Genomic DNA, 15,914 nt, shown 5'->3' on the forward strand with positions numbered 1-15,914 from the left:
GGGGTGGTCCCCGATCCGGGGCTGCTTCGCCGAAAATACGGGACGAGCCGACCGACGACATGGTGGGGGAGTCCGACCGGGCTCAACTCCGGCGCAGATTGGGGCGATCAGACCTACGGGCGGTTTCCGAGGTGCGCGGGGCGCTGCGTGAACTCCTGCGCTCCTGGGGCAAACCGGGAAGATCCGAGATAGCCGAGCTGCTGACCAGCGAACTGGTCACGAACGCACTGGTGCACACCGATCACGACGCGATCCTGACGGCGACCGTCGGGCCGGGCCGGCTGCGGGTCGAGGTCAGGGACTTCGTGGGGCGCCGCCCCAAGCTGCGGGTACCGAACGCCGACGACGGTACGCACGGCAGGGGTCTGGTCCTCGTGCAGTCCCTCGCCGACGCCTGGGGCGTGCGGGCGCACGGGGTGGGGAAGGTGGTGTGGTTCGAGCTGGACGGCGGCCCGGTGTGACCCGGACCGCCGACCGTTTCCCGCCCTAACCGAACTGCTGCTCAAGGTCCTTGAGCTTCTGCTCCAGGGAGTCGAGCCTCGGCAGGGTCTGTGTGTCGTCCTCGGCCGTGAGGTCGACGGTCACCGGCGTGGCGGCGTCAGAGCCGCTCCTGACGGCCTGCAGGGAGGGGCGGGAGCGCAGCGCCAGCTGTTCCTGCGGCGCTATGGCAGGGTCCGCGCCGACCTGCGCGGACCCTGCGGCCGGTGCCACGGCCTGCATGTCGACCTGGCGTCCGCCGCGTCCCGGCAGGGCGCGGTGGCCCCGGCTGATCGCCTTGAGCTGCGCGCGCTCCAGCTTCTCCCGGTCCCGCCTGCGGGTCCGGGTCTGCTCCTTCTCGCGCCGGTCCTCGCGGACCTCCTCGACGGCCTCGTCCAGGGTGCGTACGCCTTCGAGGAGCATCAGCGACCAGGCGCCGAAGGTCTCGCGGGGCGCGCGCAGCCAGCGCACGATGCGGATCTGCGGCAACGGCCGCGGCACCAGGCCCTGTTCACGCAGCGCCGCGCGGCGGGTCTGCTTCAGTGCGCGGTCGAAGAGCACCGCGGCCGAGAGCGACATCCCCGCGAAGAACTGCGGGGCGCCCGCGTGGCCGAGGCCTCTGGGCGCGTGCACCCAGTTGAACCAGGCGGCCGCGCCCGCGAACGTCCACACGAGGAGCCGCGAGCCGAGCGCCGCGTCCCCGTGGCTCGCCTCGCGCACGGCGAGCACGGAGCAGAACATCGCCGCCCCGTCGAGCCCGAACGGGACCAGGTACTCCCAGCCGCCGGACAGGTTCAGGTTCTGCCGGCCGAAGCCGACGAGGCCGTGGAAGGAGAGTGCGGCGGCGACCGCCGCGCAGCAGAAAAGCAGTACGTACGAAGCCGAGCCGTAGACCGCTTCCTTGCGCCTGCGGCGCTCCTCGCTGCGCTCCCACGATTCGTCGCTGGAGGCACCGGCGGCTTTCTGTCCGGCGCGCTTGCCGCGTGCGAGTACCGCCACCGCGACCAGCATGCCCAGGAGCAGGACGCAGCCCGGAAGCAGCCAGTCCAGCGATATGTCGGTCAGTCTCATCTGGGGTCCCTTGCGTCGCGGTAGGGCGTTCGGGCGCCATAGTGACCCAATCCCGGTGGCCCTCAGAGGGGTTTCGGGGCAAGAGAACGCGTTGGGGGGTGCAAAGGGGTGCGGCGCGCGCCGTTTTTCTCGAACTCGGCGGCGAGGAGGGCGAGTTGAGTTCGATTAAACGGACGCGAAAGGGTGGTTCAGGGGGAAGCGGCTGAGGTTTTGGAGACCGTGGGGGCGCTGGGGGGCGGTCAGGCCGCGGCGCTGAGCCGTGCGACGCGCTCCGTGTCGCAGGTGCGCGGGCAGGTCACACAGGTGTCCTCGGGGCGCAGCGTGTAGAACATGCAGCAGCTCGCGCGGTCGCGGGTCGGCAGGGACTCGCCGTTCGGCCCCGTCAGCTCCCGGAAGCCGGCCGTGCCGACGTACGGCTTGGTGGCGCCGGGCAGCAGCAGCTCAAGCTCCTGCGTGGCGCGCTGCTCCTCGCCCAGGAGGTGGGCGATGTACCAGAGACCCTCGACGATCTCGTCCGTGGCGACGCTCCACAGGGCGCGCGAGCGGCGCCGCATCCGGGGCCCGAAGGCGTCGAGCAGCGGTCCCAGGTGCTCGGCGACGGCCGCCCGCACCTCGGCGCGCAGCGCCTCCTCGTCGGGTACGACACGGGCGCCGGGCAGCGCCGCGGCGGGATCGCCCGGCAGGCAGGCGAAGCCCGCGTCGCGGACGGCCATCCGGCCCAGGGTGCGCTGGAAGGCGACGTTCTGGACGGGGTAGCGGGGGACGCGGCGGTGCAGGAACCACGGAACGGTGATCAGGAGCGTGGCCGGCCAGGCGTACCGGTGCAGTCCGAAGCTTGCGATGACATCGGGGCGCCCGGTCTGCCCGTAGTCCTTCAGCACCTGCGCCTCGTCCCACGCCAGAAACGCGTCGAGGTCGGCCCCGCCCTCCGCGAGCCGGGCGGCGGTGACCCAGCCGTCGCCCTGTGGGGCCTGCTCCTCGTTGCTGAGCTCGGTCACGCGCAGTCCCGGGAACACCTCGGTGAGGCGGGCGTAGGCGTCCGCGAGGGCGCTCGGGGCGCGCTTCGCCAAGGCGGGAACGTGCATACGGGGACCACCGAATCACGATCGATTGCAGGTTAGCCTTACCTTACCCGAAGTGATCGAGGTTTCAACTGCGGTGCTGTCCGCCTATGGTGCCTCTCGTACCTTTCGGACCGAGCGGACTATGGGTGGACCTCGTGGAGCAGGCCAGAGCGCATGACGCGTACCGCCTTGCCGCCCGTGTGCCGGAGCAGCCGCGGTCGGGCTCGGCGCGCGGTGAGCACACGCACGCGGAGGCTGAGCCTTCTGCCGCGCCCGCGCCGCGCAAGCCGCTGCAGCGGAGCTCGGTCCGCGGTCAGGTGCTCGACGCGCTGCGCGCCGCGCTGGTCGGCGGTGATCTCGCGCCCGGCGAGGTGTACTCCGCGCCGGTGCTCGGCGAGCGCTTCGGGGTCTCCGCCACTCCCGTGCGCGAGGCGATGCAGCAGCTCGCCATCGAGGGCGCGGTCGAGGTCGTGCCGAACCGTGGCTTCCGGGTGACCGAGCGGAGCGCTCGGGAGCTGGGGGAGCTCGCGGAGGTCCGGGCGCTGATCGAGGTGCCGGTGATGCTGCGGCTTGCCCGTACGGTGCCTGCCGCGCGGTGGTGTGAGTTGCGGCCGCTGGCTGAGGCGAGCGTGGTGGCTGCGGCGGGTGGGGACCTCGCCCGCTACGCGGAGTCGGACCGGGCCTTTCACCGGGCGGTCCTCGGCCTCTCCGGGAATCAGCAGCTGGTGCAGGTGGCGGACGATCTGCACCGGCGGTCGCAGTGGCCGCTGGTCAGCGGGCCCGTCTCCGGGCGCCGCGCGGACCTCGTCGCCGACGCGGCGGAGCACACGGCCCTCTTGGAGGCGTTGGTGGCCCGTGACCTGGCCGTCGTCCAGTCCTTGGTGCGGGAGCATTTCGCGGGGGCGGGGGGCTAGCGTTCAAGACCGCCGCTTCGCGGCGGATCTTTTCCCGCCCACCCACCCGATTGCCCGGCAGCGGCCCCGGTCTGCCGACGCGTCGTCGGCGGCTGCGGCGCCGTACCGCCGCTTCGCGGCGAAAGCTTTCCCGCCCGCCCACCCGATTGCCCGGCAGTTGCCCGCCCACCCGTCGGTAGCTCTTTCAGCCCGTCCGGCGTTTGAGGACGAACTCGGCGGAGCCGGTGATCGACGGCCACCCCGCGGCCGGCGCAGCCGGAAAGGATTCGGGTAGGGGCGGGGTTGGGGAAAAATCGCCCCTACCCAACCTCACGCCGCCGGTGCCGGTGGGGACAAATGCTGGGCCAGCCAGGACGGGACCCCGCCCATCAGGCGGAAGAGGCGCGCCGCCTCGGCCCGGAGGCGGCCCGCCTCCGGCTCCGGCTCCGCGTCCGCCAGGGCCGCCAGCGCGGGGGCCGTGCCGACCAGATAACCCAGCTCCTCGCGGATGCGGAGGGACTCGGAGAAGCCGTGTCGTGCCTCCGCCAACTCCCCCTCCCGCAGGGCGAGTCCGGCCAGGTGCCGCCACGTGAAGGACAGGAGCAAGGAGTCGCCGTGCGCCGTCGCGCCCGCATGCGCCCGCCGGTACGCGGCCCGCGCCGCCTGCGGCGAATCCGCGAGATGCTCGGCGACAAGACCCCGACGGAAGTCGAGCAGTGGCCGCCCCGAGGCATTCGGGGCGAGCAACGCCGCCGCCCGCCCCAGCGCCGTACGCGCCTCGTCGGCCCGGTCCCGGACCCCGAGCACCGTCGACGCGTACGCCAACTGCCCCCGCTCACAAGCCGCCGCGCCCCGGTCGTCGTCCTCGGCGGCCAGTGCTTCCGCCGTACGGAGCCCGTCCTCGGCCTCGCTCCATCCGTCCCCGGTGAACAGGCAGCGCTCCACCAGGAGTGACGTTCTCTGGAGGGCCGCCCTCGCCCCCTCCCGGGAGGCGAGCAGCGCGGCCGCGTCGGTCCAACAGCCGCGCGAGCGCAGCCGCCATACCGCGGTCTGGAGTGGATCGTCCCCTGCAGTCGTTCCGGTACCAGACATGGCGGTATGCGCCACGTTGCCCTCCCCGAGCACGCCATTGAGCTGTTGAGTCGTGGGCGCATCTCAGCACGGATCGACACGTCCGGCCAAGGGGCTGGGTGAAAGATTTCACAAAGGGCGGGTCATGGAAGGGGTTTGAGGGCCGCGCCCGCTGTCAGCTCATGCGCAGTGCCAGGAAGAAATCGAGCTTGTCCTCGAGGCGCGAAAGGTCACGACTCGTCAACTGCTCGATACGGCCGACGCGGTAGCGCAACGTGTTGACGTGCAGGTGCAGCCGCGCGGCGCAGCGCGTCCACGAGCCGTCGCAGTCGAGGAACGCCTCCAGGGTGGGGATGAGCTCCGCGCGGTGGCGCCGGTCGTAGTCCCGCAGGGGGTCGAGGAGGCGGGCCGTGAACGCCCTGCGGACGTCGTCCGGCACGAAGGGGAGCAGAAGTACGTGCGAGGCCAGTTCCTGGTGGCCGGCCGCGCAGACCCGGCCGGGGCGCGCCGCGGCGACCCGGCGGGCGTGCCGGGCCTCCTCCAGGGCGCCGCGCAGGCCCTCCGCCGAGTGCACGGACGCGCTCACGCCGAGCGTGAGGCGGCCGTCGCCGTCGAGGCCCGCCGACAAGGGGGCGCGGACGGATTCGAGGAGAGAATCCGCGAGCAGGCCCGTCTCCGAGCCGTCGTGTTCCGAGGACACCGCCGGCAGCGGTACGAGCGCGATCGCCTCGTCACCCGTATGGGCCACCGCGATCCGGTCGGACGGTTCGGGGCCCGCCGACAGCGGGTCCACGAGGATCTCCTCCAGGAGGGACTGGGCCACCGGGCCGCCCTCGATCTCCCCGCCGTCCCACTCGACGCGGGCCACCACGACCTGCCAGTGCGGCGCCGCGCCGAGGCCCGGAAGGAGCACCGGGGCGGCCACCCGGAGGCGTGCGGCGATCTCCGCCGGGGCCGCGCCCGTCTGGACCAGTTCGAGGACTTCCTGGGCGAGGCGGCGGCGCACGGTGCGGGCGGCGTCCCGCCGGTCCCGCTCGACCGCGATCAGCTGGGTCACGCCCTGCAGCAGGTCGAGCCGCTCCTCGGGCCAGTCGCCCGCGTCGGCCTCGACCGCAAGGAGCCAGTCCGACAGGATCGTCTCGCGCACGTCGCGCGATGCCGCCGTGCCCGCGCTCGCGGATGCCGATGCCCGCCCGCTGCTCCGAATGGGGAACAGCGAGTACGTGACGCCGTCCACCAGGACCCGGTGCGGCCCGCGCCGCCCGGTGCGCGCCGCCGCCAGGTGCTCGCCCGCCAGACGCGCGCAGACCTCGGTGGACAGGGCGGGACCGGCCGCGCTGGAGCCCGCGATGGGGCGGCCGGCGGGGGAGAGCACCCAGGCCCGCAGGTCCAGGTCGGAGCCGAGCAGGTCGAGGACGACGTCGGGGCCGCCGCCGGCCGGACCCGAGGTCATCAGACGGCGGTGCCGGTCGACGACCGCCGCGAGGTCACCGGCCCGCTCGCCGGAGACCTGACGTACGACGTGCTCGGTGATCGTCGCGAAGGCGACCCGCTCGTTGACCGCGAACAGCGGCAGGCGGTGCCGTGCGCAGGCCTCCACGATGTCGTCGGGGATGTCGCCGAGTTCGGCCTCGCCGGCGGCCAGCGCCGCCACTCCGGCGCTCGCCAGGATCCGTACGAAAGGTTCCGTGTCCGAGGCGTCGTGGCGCCAGGCGAGACCCGTGAGGACCAGCTCGCCGCCGGTGAGGTAGCGGCTGGGGTCCCGCAGGTCGGTGGTCATCACACCGCGCACCGTGCGGTCCAGCTCGTCCTCACCGCCGAGCAGCCGCAGGCCCAGCGCGTCGGTGTCAAGGAGTGCGCGCAGCCGCATGGTGTCGTCGCCGCCGATCTGTCTCGAATGGGATGTACACGGAGTCCCCGTCCGGCTACCCGGTGTGGTGTGTCGGCGGGTGCCTGGGGTTTCCAGGGGGAATCCGCGAGGTTGCTGAGGACCGTTCTTCATACGAATCTACAAGACGCGCGGCTTGGCCAGCCAACTCCTTCATGGTTTCGGTGACTGACCCCATCGGACGGCCTGGCGGTGTACTGGCTCCACTCCGCGTTAACAGCACATGAACGAGCAGTCGAGAGGCCTCCGGCCCGGCTTGGCTGGATCACCTCCACCGAACGACCCACGATACGAAGAAGAGAGCCTCATGGACTTCCTTCGCCCCGCCAGCTGGGAGGAGGCGCTCGCCGCGAAGGCCGAGCACCCCACCGCTGTGCCGATTGCGGGTGGCACCGATGTGATGGTCGAGATCAACTTCGACCACCGTCGTCCCGAGTACCTGCTTGACCTCAACCGCATCGTCGAGCTGCGCGAGTGGGAGGTGGGCGAGGAGACGGTCCAGCTGGGCGCCTCCGTCCCGTACACCCAGATCATGGAGGAGCTGCGCACCGAGCTCCCCGGGCTCGCGCTCGCCTCGCACACGGTCGCTTCCCCGCAGATCCGTAACCGCGGCGGCGTCGGCGGCAACCTGGGCACGGCGTCCCCGGCCGGTGACGCCCACCCGGCGCTGCTGGCCGCCGACTGCGAGGTCGAGGTGGAGTCCGTACGCGGCTCGCGCCTCATCCCGATCGACGACTTCTACACTGGTGTCAAGCGCAATGCGCTGGCCCCCGACGAGCTGATCAAGTCCGTCCACATCAAGAAGGCGGACGGCCCCCAGCAGTACTCGAAGGTCGGCACCCGCAACGCGATGGTCATCGCCGTGTGCGCCTTCGGCATCGCCCTGCACCCCGAGACCCGGACGGTACGGACGGGCATCGGCTCCGCCGCCCCGACCCCGATCCGGGCCAAGGCCGCCGAGGAGTTCCTGAACGCGGCGCTCGAGGAGGGCGGCTTCTGGGACAGCAAGAAGATCATCACCCCCTCGATCGCCAAGCAGTTCGCGGATCTCGCATCCGGCGCCGCCAACCCGATCGACGACGTACGCGGCACGGCGAGCTACCGCCGCCACGCCGTCGGGATCATGGCCCGCCGCACGCTCGGCTGGACCTGGGAGACGTACCGCGGCAAGGGCCGCAGCACTGAGGGAGTCGCGTAATGCGTGTCAACTTCACGGTCAATGGCCGTCAGCAGGAAGCCGATGACGTCTGGGAGGGCGAGTCCCTTCTGTACGTGCTGCGCGAGCGCATGGGGCTTCCCGGTTCCAAGAACGCCTGCGAGCAGGGCGAGTGCGGTTCCTGCACCGTCCGTCTCGACGGTGTGCCGGTGTGTTCGTGCCTGGTCGCGGCAGGACAGGTGGAGGGCCGTGAGGTCACCACCGTCGAGGGCCTCGCCGACTACGCGAAGCACCGCGAGGACGCCCACCCGGGCGGCGGCTGCGCCTCCGGCGCCTGCGGTGTCTCCCTGGACAGCGCCCAGCGCTGGCAGGCCGAGGGCACCGACGGCCAGACGGGCGAGGGCACCGAACTCTCCCCGATCCAGCAGGCGTTCATCGACGCGGGCGCCGTCCAGTGCGGCTTCTGCACCCCCGGTCTGCTCGTCGCGGCCGACGAGATGCTGGAGCGCAACCCGCAGCCGACCGACGCGGACATCCGCGAGGCGCTCTCCGGCAACCTCTGCCGCTGCACCGGTTACGAGAAGATCCTGGACGCCGTCCGCCTCGCGGCCGCCCGTCAGGATCGTCAGGAAGAGGCGGTCTGACCATGGGATCCACCCGTACGACAGGCGCCCCCACCAAGATCACCCAGGGGTCGCAGACCAAGGGCGGCATCGGCGAGTCGACGCTGCGGCCCGACGGCACCCTGAAGGTCACCGGAGAGTTCGCCTACTCCTCGGACATGTGGCACGAGGACATGCTGTGGGGCCAGGCCCTGCGCAGCACCGTGGCACACGCCGAGATCGTGTCGATCGACACCTCCGAGGCCCTCGCGATGAGCGGCGTCTACGCCGTCATGACCTACGACGACCTGCCGGCCGAGATGAAGCACTACGGCCTGGAGATCCAGGACACGCCGGTGCTCGCCCACGGCAAGGTCCGCCACCACGGTGAGCCGGTCGCCATCGTGGCCGCCGACCACCCGGAGACCGCACGCCGCGCCGCCGCGAAGATCAAGGTCGAGTACCGGGAGCTGCCGGTCATCACGGACGAGGCGTCCGCGATCGCTCCCGACGCCGTGCTCGTGCACGAGGGCCGCACCGACAGCCACATGGGCCACGTCCCGCACCCGAACATCGTGCACCGCCAGCCGATCATCCGCGGCAACGCCGACGAGGCCGCCAAGAAGGCCGACGTCATCGTCAAGGGCGAGTACACCTTCGGCATGCAGGACCAGGCCTTCCTCGGCCCGGAGTCCGGCCTCGCGGTGCCGTCCGAGGACGGCGGCGTCGAGCTGTACGTCGCCACGCAGTGGCTGCACTCCGACCTCGAACAGATCGCCCCGGTCCTCGGCCTGCCCGAGGAGAAGGTGCGCATGACGCTCTCCGGCGTCGGCGGTGCCTTCGGCGGTCGCGAGGACATCTCGATGCAGATCCACGCGTGCCTCCTCGCACTGCGCACGGGCAAGCCGATCAAGATCGTCTACAACCGGTTCGAGTCCTTCTTCGGCCATGTGCACCGCCACCCGGCGAAGCTCACCTACGAGCACGGCGCCACCAAGGACGGCAAGATCACGCACATGAAGTGCCGGATCGTGCTCGACGGCGGCGCCTACGCCTCCGCGTCCCCGGCCGTGGTCGGCAACGCGTCCTCGCTGAGTGTGGGCCCGTACGTGATCGACGACGTCGACATCGAGGCCGTCGCGCTCTACAGCAACAACCCGCCCTGCGGCGCCATGCGCGGCTTCGGCGCGGTCCAGGCGTGCTTCGCCTACGAGGCGCAGATGGACAAGCTCGCCGACAAGCTGGGCATGGACCGGGTCGAGTTCCGGCAGCTCAACGCCATGGAGCAGGGGACCATCATGCCGACCGGGCAGCCGGTCGACTCCCCGGCCCCGGTCGCCGAGCTGCTGCGCCGCGTCAAGGAGATGCCGCTGCCGCCCGAGCGCCAGTGGGAGTCCAGCGAGGGCTCCGACGTACGGCAGCTGCCCGGCGGTCTGTCCAACACCACGCACGGCGAGAGCGTCGTACGAGGCATCGGCTACGCGGTCGGCATCAAGAACGTCGGCTTCTCCGAGGGCTTCGACGACTACTCGACCGCCAAGGTGCGCATGGAGGTCATCGGCGGCGAGCCCGTCGCCACCGTGCACACCGCGATGGCCGAGGTCGGCCAGGGCGGCGTCACCGTGCACGCCCAGATCGCCCGCACCGAGCTCGGTGTCACGCAGGTGACCATCCACCCCGCCGACACCCAGGTGGGCTCGGCCGGTTCGACGTCCGCGTCCCGTCAGACGTACGTCACCGGCGGCGCCGTCAAGAACGCCTGTGAGCTGGTGCGCGAGAAGGTCCTTGAGATCGGCCGGCGCAAGATGGGCTCGTACCACCCGGCGTGGGCGACGGCCGAGTTGCTGCTCGAAGGCGGCAAGGTCGTCACCGACGGAGGCGAGGTCCTCGCCGATCTCGTCGACGTACTGGAGGACGAGACCGTCGAGATCGAGGAGGAGTGGCGCCACCGGCCCACCGTCGCCTTCGACCTGGTCACCGGACAGGGCAACGGCCACGTCCAGTACACCTTCGCCGCGCACCGCGCCGTCGTCGAGGTCGACACCGAGCTCGGCCTGGTCAAGGTCATCGAAATGGCCTGTGCCCAGGACGTCGGCAAGATGCTCAACCCGCTCTCCGTCATCGGTCAGATCCAGGGCGGCACCATCCAGGGCATGGGCATCGCGGTCATGGAGGAGATCGTCGTCGACCCCAAGACGGCGAAGGTCAGGAACCCCTCCTTCACCGACTACCTGCTCCCCACCATCCTCGACACGCCGACCATCCCCGTCGACGTGCTCGAACTCGCCGATGAGCACGCCCCGTACGGGCTCCGTGGCATCGGCGAGGCTCCGACCCTTTCGTCGACTCCGGCCGTACTCGCGGCCATTCGGAACGCGACGGGCCTGGAGCTGAACAGGACGCCGGTACGTCCGGAGCACCTCACCGGCAACTGATCCCACGATCTCTCCGGGCGGTGCGTGCCTCCCATGGAACGTCACACTTCCCACTGCCCGCGCCGCCCGGAGATCACAAGTACCGCACCGCTCGCGGTCATTCGCAGTACCCACGCTCTTAGGAGCCCCCGTTCGTCTCGGGCCGTCCCCCGGGTCGTGCAGCCAAACGCACCATCCCAAATCCCGCAGTCTCCACAGGTCGATCCAACCGAACCACCTGTTGCGGGTGCCCCTTTGAACCTTGGGAGTTAGGCACCATGACCCAGCAGTCAACGGAGCCGAAGACAACGGCGGAGGACGCGGGCAACGGCTCGCGTGTTCCGGCCGGCAGGTCTTGGCTCGACCGGTACTTTCACATATCCCTGCGGGAATCCACGGTCGCGCGTGAGGTGCGCGGCGGAATCACCACCTTCATGGCGATGGCGTACATCGTCCTGCTCAACCCCGTCCTCCTGTCCGGCAAGGACGTGGCCGGGGACACCATGGGCCAGAAGGCCCTGGTCACCGCGACGGCGCTCGCCGCGGCGGTCACCACCCTGCTGATGGGCTTCGTCGGCAAGGTGCCGCTCGCCCTCGCCGCCGGACTCTCCGTGTCCGGCGTGATCGCCTCGCAGGTCGCGCCCCAGATGACCTGGCCGCAGGCCATGGGCATGTGTGTGATGTACGGCGCGGTGATCATGCTCCTGGTGGTCACCGGGCTCCGCGAGATGATCATGAACGCGATCCCGCTCGCCCTGAAGCACGGCATCACCATGGGCATCGGCCTGTTCATCGCCATCATCGGCCTGGTCAAGGGCGGTTTCGTCCACCCCGGCAAGGCGACCCCGCTCACGCTCGGTCCCGCCGGTGAACTCGCGGGCTGGCCCGTGCTGCTCTTCGCGGGCACCCTGCTCCTGATCTTCATGCTGCAGGCGCGCAACACCCCCGGCGCGATCCTGATCGGCATCGTCACCGGCACCATCGTGGCCGCCGTGCTCAACGCGCTCGACGTGATCGACCCCAAGCAGTGGGCGAGCGGCGCCCCCGAACTGCACGGCAGCGCGGTCTCCACACCAGACTTCTCGCTCCTCGGCGACGTCGAGTTCGGCGGCTGGGGCGACGTCGGCGCGATGACCGTCGGCATGATCGTCTTCACGCTCGTGCTCGCCGGCTTCTTCGACGCGATGGCCACCATCATCGGCGTCGGCACCGAGGCCAAGCTGGCCGACGACAAGGGCCGGATGCCCGGCCTGTCCAAGGCGCTGTTCATCGACGGCGCCGGCGGCGCCATCGGCGGTGTCGCGGGCGGCTCCGGCCAGACCGTGTTCGTCGAGTCGGCGACCGGCGTCGGTGAAGGCGCCCGTACGGGTCTCTCCTCGGTCGTCACCGGCCTGTTCTTCGCGGCCTGTCTCTTCTTCACGCCGGTCACGGCGCTCGTGCCGCAGGAAGTCGCGTCCGCCGCGCTCGTCGTCATCGGAGCGATGATGATGATGAACGCCCGACACGTCGACTGGGCCGACCGCGCCACCGCCATCCCGGTCTTCCTGACCGTCGTGCTCATGCCCTTCACGTACACCATCACGACCGGTGTCGCGGCGGGTGTCATCTCCTGGGTGGCCATCAAGGTCGCGCAGGGCAAGGCCCGCGAGATCGGGGCCTTCATGTGGGGCCTGACGGTGATCTTCATCGTCTACTTCGCCCTCAACCCCATCGAGAGCTGGCTGGGCGTCCACTAGGCGCCAAGCCCTCCACACACCCGTAGAACCTTTGAGGAGGCCGAGATGCTGGACATCGCCGAAGAGTTGAACCGGTGGGTCGAGCAGGGACGTGACTTCGCCGTCGCCACCGTGGTGGCGGTCGGCGGCAGCGCGCCCCGGCAGCCGGGAGCGGCCATGGCCGTCGACTCGGACGGCACGGCGATCGGTTCGGTCTCCGGCGGGTGTGTGGAAGGCGCCGTCTACGACCTGTGTCAGCAGGCACTCGAAGACGGTGAGAGCGTCGTCGAGCGCTTCGGATACAGCGACGAGGACGCCTTCGCCGTGGGCCTGACCTGCGGCGGCATCATCGACATCCTCGTCACACCGGTCCGCGCGGAATCCTCCGCGCGGCCGGTGCTCGCCACCGCTCTGGCGGCCGCCGCGTCCGGCGGCGCGGCGGCCGTCGCCCGCATCACCTCGGGCCCCGCGGACCTGATGGGCCGCGCTCTTCTCGTACGTACCGAAGGGGCGTACGAGGGAGGGCTCGGCGGACATCCCGAACTGGACCGGACCGCGGCCGGAGAGGCCCGCGCCATGCTGGACGCCGGCCGCACCGGCACCGTCGAGATAGGGGAGGACGGCTCGCGCTGCGGGCAGCCGATCACCCTGCTCGTCGAGTCGAGCGTGCCGCCGCCCCGCATGATCGTGTTCGGGGCCATCGACTTCGCGTCCGCGCTGGTGCGCATGGGCAAGTTCCTCGGCTACCGCGTGACGGTGTGCGACGCGCGCCCCGTCTTCGCGACGAAGACCCGCTTCCCGGACGCCGACGAGATCGTCGTCGAGTGGCCGCACAAGTACTTGCAGCGCACGGAGGTCGACGGGCGGACCGTGCTGTGCGTGCTCACGCACGACGCCAAGTTCGACGTGCCCCTCCTTGAGGCGGCGCTGCGGCTTCCCGTCGCCTACATCGGCGCGATGGGTTCGCGCCGCACCCACGAGGACCGCAACAAGCGGCTGCGCGATGTCGGCGTCACCGAGCTCGAACTGGCCCGTCTGCGCTCGCCCATCGGCCTGGACCTGGGCGCCCGTACGCCGGAGGAGACGGCGCTCTCCATCGCCGCGGAGATCGTCGCGAACCGGCGGGGCGGCAGCGGTGTCTCGCTGACCGGTGCGCACACGCCGATCCACCACGACGGCTCGCGCAAGGCGGCAGGACACATCGGATCCGTCGCCTGACCCCGGCTCAATTGTGAAAACCTCCAAAGGTTTTGCTCACGCTCCGCCAGCCTTTCGTCACAATGGATGGTGGTTGCCCAACGGGCCCACGGAATAGGTTTGTTCCCGAGCAGCCGAGAAAAGGGAATCGAAGGGGTGGGTGTGGCTCTCCAGTCGGTGGAAGAACCGTTAGGAAGCAATGAAGAGCTGTTCCTGAGACAGGATGCCGCCTTTATCGAGGCACCCGGCGGTGTGCTGTTGCGGGGGAGTTCCGAGGATTTCTTCCTGAAAGGCGGCTCCGCCTATCGCTGGCTGACGGCGCTCGCCCCCGCACTCTCCCGCGGCTGCACCGAGGAACGGCTGTGCGCCGGCCTCGACGAGGAACGCGCCGCGGCGGTCTCGCGCCTGCTCGGGCAACTGGCGTCCAGCGGCTTCCTGCGGGCGCGCCGGGTCGAGGGCGACGACGTGCTCGACGCGGAGACCAGCGCCGCGTTCGCCGAGCAGATCGCCTTCTTCGCCCACCACACGGACACCCCGAAGGCCGCCTTCCGCACGGTGCGGGACGCCAGGGTGCTGCTGGTCGGGGACGGTCCCTGCGCCGCGTCGGCCGCGCGCCTGCTGCTGCGCAACGGCGTGCGCAGGGTGGCGCTGTGCCGGGTCGCCGCCGGCTCCGATGACGCGCAGGGCGCCGTGGCGGGGGTGGAAGGCCTTGAGATCTTCGACGAGCGGGACGGTGCGGCCGTTCGCAGGCGGGCCGCCGCATGGCGCCCCGACGCGCTGCTCGTCCTTCCGTACGGAGTGCCCGGTGCTCTCGCGTCCGACCTCGCCGAACACGCCGGTGAACGGGGGCTGTTGTTCCTCTCCGGCGACGCGAGTTCCGAGTTCCTGCTGCTCGGTCCACTGGTCGGCACGGGAAAGTCCTGCCGGTTCTGCCTGCAGCTCTGGCTCGCCGAGAACGGGACGATAGGCGGTGCTCCCGCAGAGCTGTTTCCCGCTGTATCGGCCGCCGCCGGAAGCGAATTGGCGGCTGAGTTGTTCAAGCAACTCTCAGGCTGTATGGATTCGGAACTCTCCGGCGGGGTCGTCCTGCGCGATCCGATTTCCCTGGAGAGCGTGCGGGAGCCGCTGGCCGTCCATTTGGACTGCCCCTACTGCATCAAGCAGCAATCCCTCCGTGAATTCACGGCAAGCGTCATGCGATTCGCCGCCGGGGGCGCCGACCTGCCCGTGGAGAGCGCGGAGCGGGCCGCGCACCAGGAGACCGCCGCCGCCCCGAGGCTCGGCCTGCTCGCGGGCTTCGACGACGCGGAGCTGCCGCAACTCCTGGTGAAGATCGGCAGGGCCCGCGTCGGCGGTGCGCCGGGTCCTGACGCGTACGGCTGCAGCTACGACACCCTGGAGGCCGCGCGGACCGACGCGGTCGAACGCCTGGCGCGCCGCGTCGCAGCGGTCCGGCGCACCCCTGTGTTCATGCCGGTCCTCACCGGCAGCCACGGCAGGCTGAGGGGCGAGGGCACGGATGCGTTGCCCGCCACCGCGTTCGGCTCGCCGTCGCCGCATACGGGCGAGGATCCGGAGGGCAAGGACGCCTGGATTCCCGCCTATTCGCTGAGTCGCCGCGTCGTGACGTGGATTCCGGAGCGGATCGCGTTCGCCCCTGCCCTCGCCGCGGCGGATCCGCACGGCGACATGGCGGCGGGCTACGGCGCGGGCGCGACGTTCGAGGAGACCGCGCTGAACGGCCTGCTCTCCGTGCTGCTCCACGAACGCGTCCGGGCGGCCTGTGCCGGCACGGCGGCGGTACGGCGCCTCGACCCCTCGGCCGCCGGGCAGGTGAGCCGGGAGCTGTCGATCCTGCCCTCGCTGCGCCGCCTCGCGGCCGACGTGAGCTTCACCGAAGTGCTGGGGGACGGCCCGGAAAGGGTCGTCGTGGCGCACGCGCAGCCGCTGCGGGACAGCCGCCGAACTGCCGTACGGGTGGCCGCGATCGGCCTGACCCGGACCGATGCGCTGCACCGCGCCGTGCTCGAACTGGCCGGGCTGCTCCAGCTGCCGGCCGAGGGGCCGCGTCTCGACAGCGCCCGGTCGGTCGTCCTCGTGCCGTACGAGGAGTTCCCCGAGGCCCGCGGCGAAGCCGAGCCCGGTCCCGGAAGCGGTGCAGAGGCGGCGGACGGCGGCCTGGCGGGCCTGCTCGCCGCGCTCCGGGGGCGCGGACGCGAGGCCGTCATCGTGCGCACGCTGCCACCGGCGCCCGCGGCGGGACTGCCCGCCCTGACCGGCCGCGTCCTGCTGACCCACGCGTAGATCCCGACAGATCCCGACAGATCCCGACGAACTTCCCGGTGCGCGAGCGCCGGGCGGCTTCC

12 protein-coding genes are annotated in these 15,914 nt (G+C 71.1%); 8 read left to right on the plus strand and 4 right to left on the minus strand.

Annotation, left to right across the window (positions count from 1 at the left end; all coding sequences use genetic code 11):
- The first annotated feature begins 59 nt into the window (after positions 1-59).
- Complete coding sequence (locus OG453_RS30065; protein WP_266873178.1) at positions 60-461, plus strand: ATP-binding protein; 402 nt, start codon at positions 60-62, stop codon at positions 459-461.
- Between the two features lie 25 nt (positions 462-486).
- Here OG453_RS30065 and OG453_RS30070 read toward each other — a convergent pair whose 3' ends face one another.
- The gene (locus OG453_RS30070) at positions 487-1,548 is read right to left on the minus strand and encodes a DUF2637 domain-containing protein (RefSeq protein WP_266871698.1); all 1,062 of its coding nucleotides are present in this window, start codon (positions 1,546-1,548) and stop codon (positions 487-489) included.
- Between the two features lie 239 nt (positions 1,549-1,787).
- Positions 1,788-2,633 (minus strand): (2Fe-2S)-binding protein, encoded by an 846-nt coding sequence (locus OG453_RS30075; RefSeq protein WP_266871699.1) that lies wholly within the window; start codon positions 2,631-2,633, stop codon positions 1,788-1,790.
- Positions 2,634-2,767: 134 nt separating this feature from the next.
- Here OG453_RS30075 and OG453_RS30080 point away from each other — a divergent pair, with 134 nt between their 5' ends.
- Complete coding sequence (locus OG453_RS30080) at positions 2,768-3,526, plus strand: GntR family transcriptional regulator (RefSeq protein WP_266871700.1); 759 nt, start codon at positions 2,768-2,770, stop codon at positions 3,524-3,526.
- Between the two features lie 309 nt (positions 3,527-3,835).
- Here OG453_RS30080 and OG453_RS30085 read toward each other — a convergent pair whose 3' ends face one another.
- A complete protein-coding gene (locus tag OG453_RS30085; RefSeq protein ID WP_266871701.1) occupies positions 3,836-4,597 on the minus strand; it encodes a hypothetical protein in 762 nt (253 codons plus the stop codon).
- A 154-nt stretch (positions 4,598-4,751) separates the two neighbouring features.
- Positions 4,752-6,446 carry a PucR family transcriptional regulator gene (locus OG453_RS30090; RefSeq protein ID WP_266871702.1) on the minus strand — a complete coding sequence of 565 codons (1,695 nt, stop codon included), beginning with the start codon at positions 6,444-6,446 and terminating at the stop codon, positions 4,752-4,754.
- Between the two features lie 325 nt (positions 6,447-6,771).
- Here OG453_RS30090 and OG453_RS30095 point away from each other — a divergent pair, with 325 nt between their 5' ends.
- The 6 genes from OG453_RS30095 (at position 6,772) to OG453_RS30120 (ending at position 15,852) form a co-directional block, all read left to right on the plus strand.
- A complete protein-coding gene (locus tag OG453_RS30095) occupies positions 6,772-7,662 on the plus strand; it encodes a xanthine dehydrogenase family protein subunit M (protein WP_266871704.1) in 891 nt (296 codons plus the stop codon).
- The gene (locus OG453_RS30100; protein WP_135332270.1) at positions 7,662-8,264 is read left to right on the plus strand and encodes a (2Fe-2S)-binding protein; all 603 of its coding nucleotides are present in this window, start codon (positions 7,662-7,664) and stop codon (positions 8,262-8,264) included. Before OG453_RS30095 ends, OG453_RS30100 begins: the two co-directional genes overlap by 1 nt.
- A gap of 2 nt (positions 8,265-8,266) precedes the next feature.
- A complete protein-coding gene (locus OG453_RS30105; protein WP_266871705.1) occupies positions 8,267-10,657 on the plus strand; it encodes a xanthine dehydrogenase family protein molybdopterin-binding subunit in 2,391 nt (796 codons plus the stop codon).
- A gap of 257 nt (positions 10,658-10,914) precedes the next feature.
- Complete coding sequence (locus OG453_RS30110; RefSeq protein WP_266871706.1) at positions 10,915-12,372, plus strand: NCS2 family permease; 1,458 nt, start codon at positions 10,915-10,917, stop codon at positions 12,370-12,372.
- 45 nt (positions 12,373-12,417) lie between these two features.
- Entirely contained in the window at positions 12,418-13,569 is a 1,152-nt protein-coding gene (locus OG453_RS30115) for an XdhC/CoxI family protein (protein WP_266871707.1), read from the plus strand.
- Between the two features lie 141 nt (positions 13,570-13,710).
- On the plus strand, positions 13,711-15,852 hold the full coding sequence (locus OG453_RS30120; RefSeq protein ID WP_266871708.1) for a hypothetical protein: 2,142 nt from the start codon (positions 13,711-13,713) through the stop codon (positions 15,850-15,852).
- Positions 15,853-15,914 lie beyond the last annotated feature (62 nt).

Origin of the sequence: Streptomyces sp. NBC_01381 (genome assembly GCF_026340305.1) — a bacterium.
Lineage (GTDB): Bacteria > Actinomycetota > Actinomycetes > Streptomycetales > Streptomycetaceae > Streptomyces.

Bases quoted from the DNA above. Each gene is read 5' to 3' on its own strand.
- OG453_RS30070 (WP_266871698.1), bottom strand. From the start codon at position 1,548: ATGAGACTGACCGACATATCGCTGGACTGGCTGCTTCCGGGCTGCGTC.
- OG453_RS30065 (WP_266873178.1), top strand. From the start codon at position 60: ATGGTGGGGGAGTCCGACCGGGCTCAACTCCGGCGCAGATTGGGGCGA.
- OG453_RS30075 (WP_266871699.1), bottom strand. From the start codon at position 2,633: ATGCACGTTCCCGCCTTGGCGAAGCGCGCCCCGAGCGCCCTCGCGGAC.
- OG453_RS30090 (WP_266871702.1), bottom strand. From the start codon at position 6,446: ATGCGGCTGCGCGCACTCCTTGACACCGACGCGCTGGGCCTGCGGCTG.
- OG453_RS30085 (WP_266871701.1), bottom strand. From the start codon at position 4,597: ATGTCTGGTACCGGAACGACTGCAGGGGACGATCCACTCCAGACCGCG.
- OG453_RS30105 (WP_266871705.1), top strand. From the start codon at position 8,267: ATGGGATCCACCCGTACGACAGGCGCCCCCACCAAGATCACCCAGGGG.
- OG453_RS30095 (WP_266871704.1), top strand. From the start codon at position 6,772: ATGGACTTCCTTCGCCCCGCCAGCTGGGAGGAGGCGCTCGCCGCGAAG.
- OG453_RS30115 (WP_266871707.1), top strand. From the start codon at position 12,418: ATGCTGGACATCGCCGAAGAGTTGAACCGGTGGGTCGAGCAGGGACGT.
- OG453_RS30100 (WP_135332270.1), top strand. From the start codon at position 7,662: ATGCGTGTCAACTTCACGGTCAATGGCCGTCAGCAGGAAGCCGATGAC.
- OG453_RS30110 (WP_266871706.1), top strand. From the start codon at position 10,915: ATGACCCAGCAGTCAACGGAGCCGAAGACAACGGCGGAGGACGCGGGC.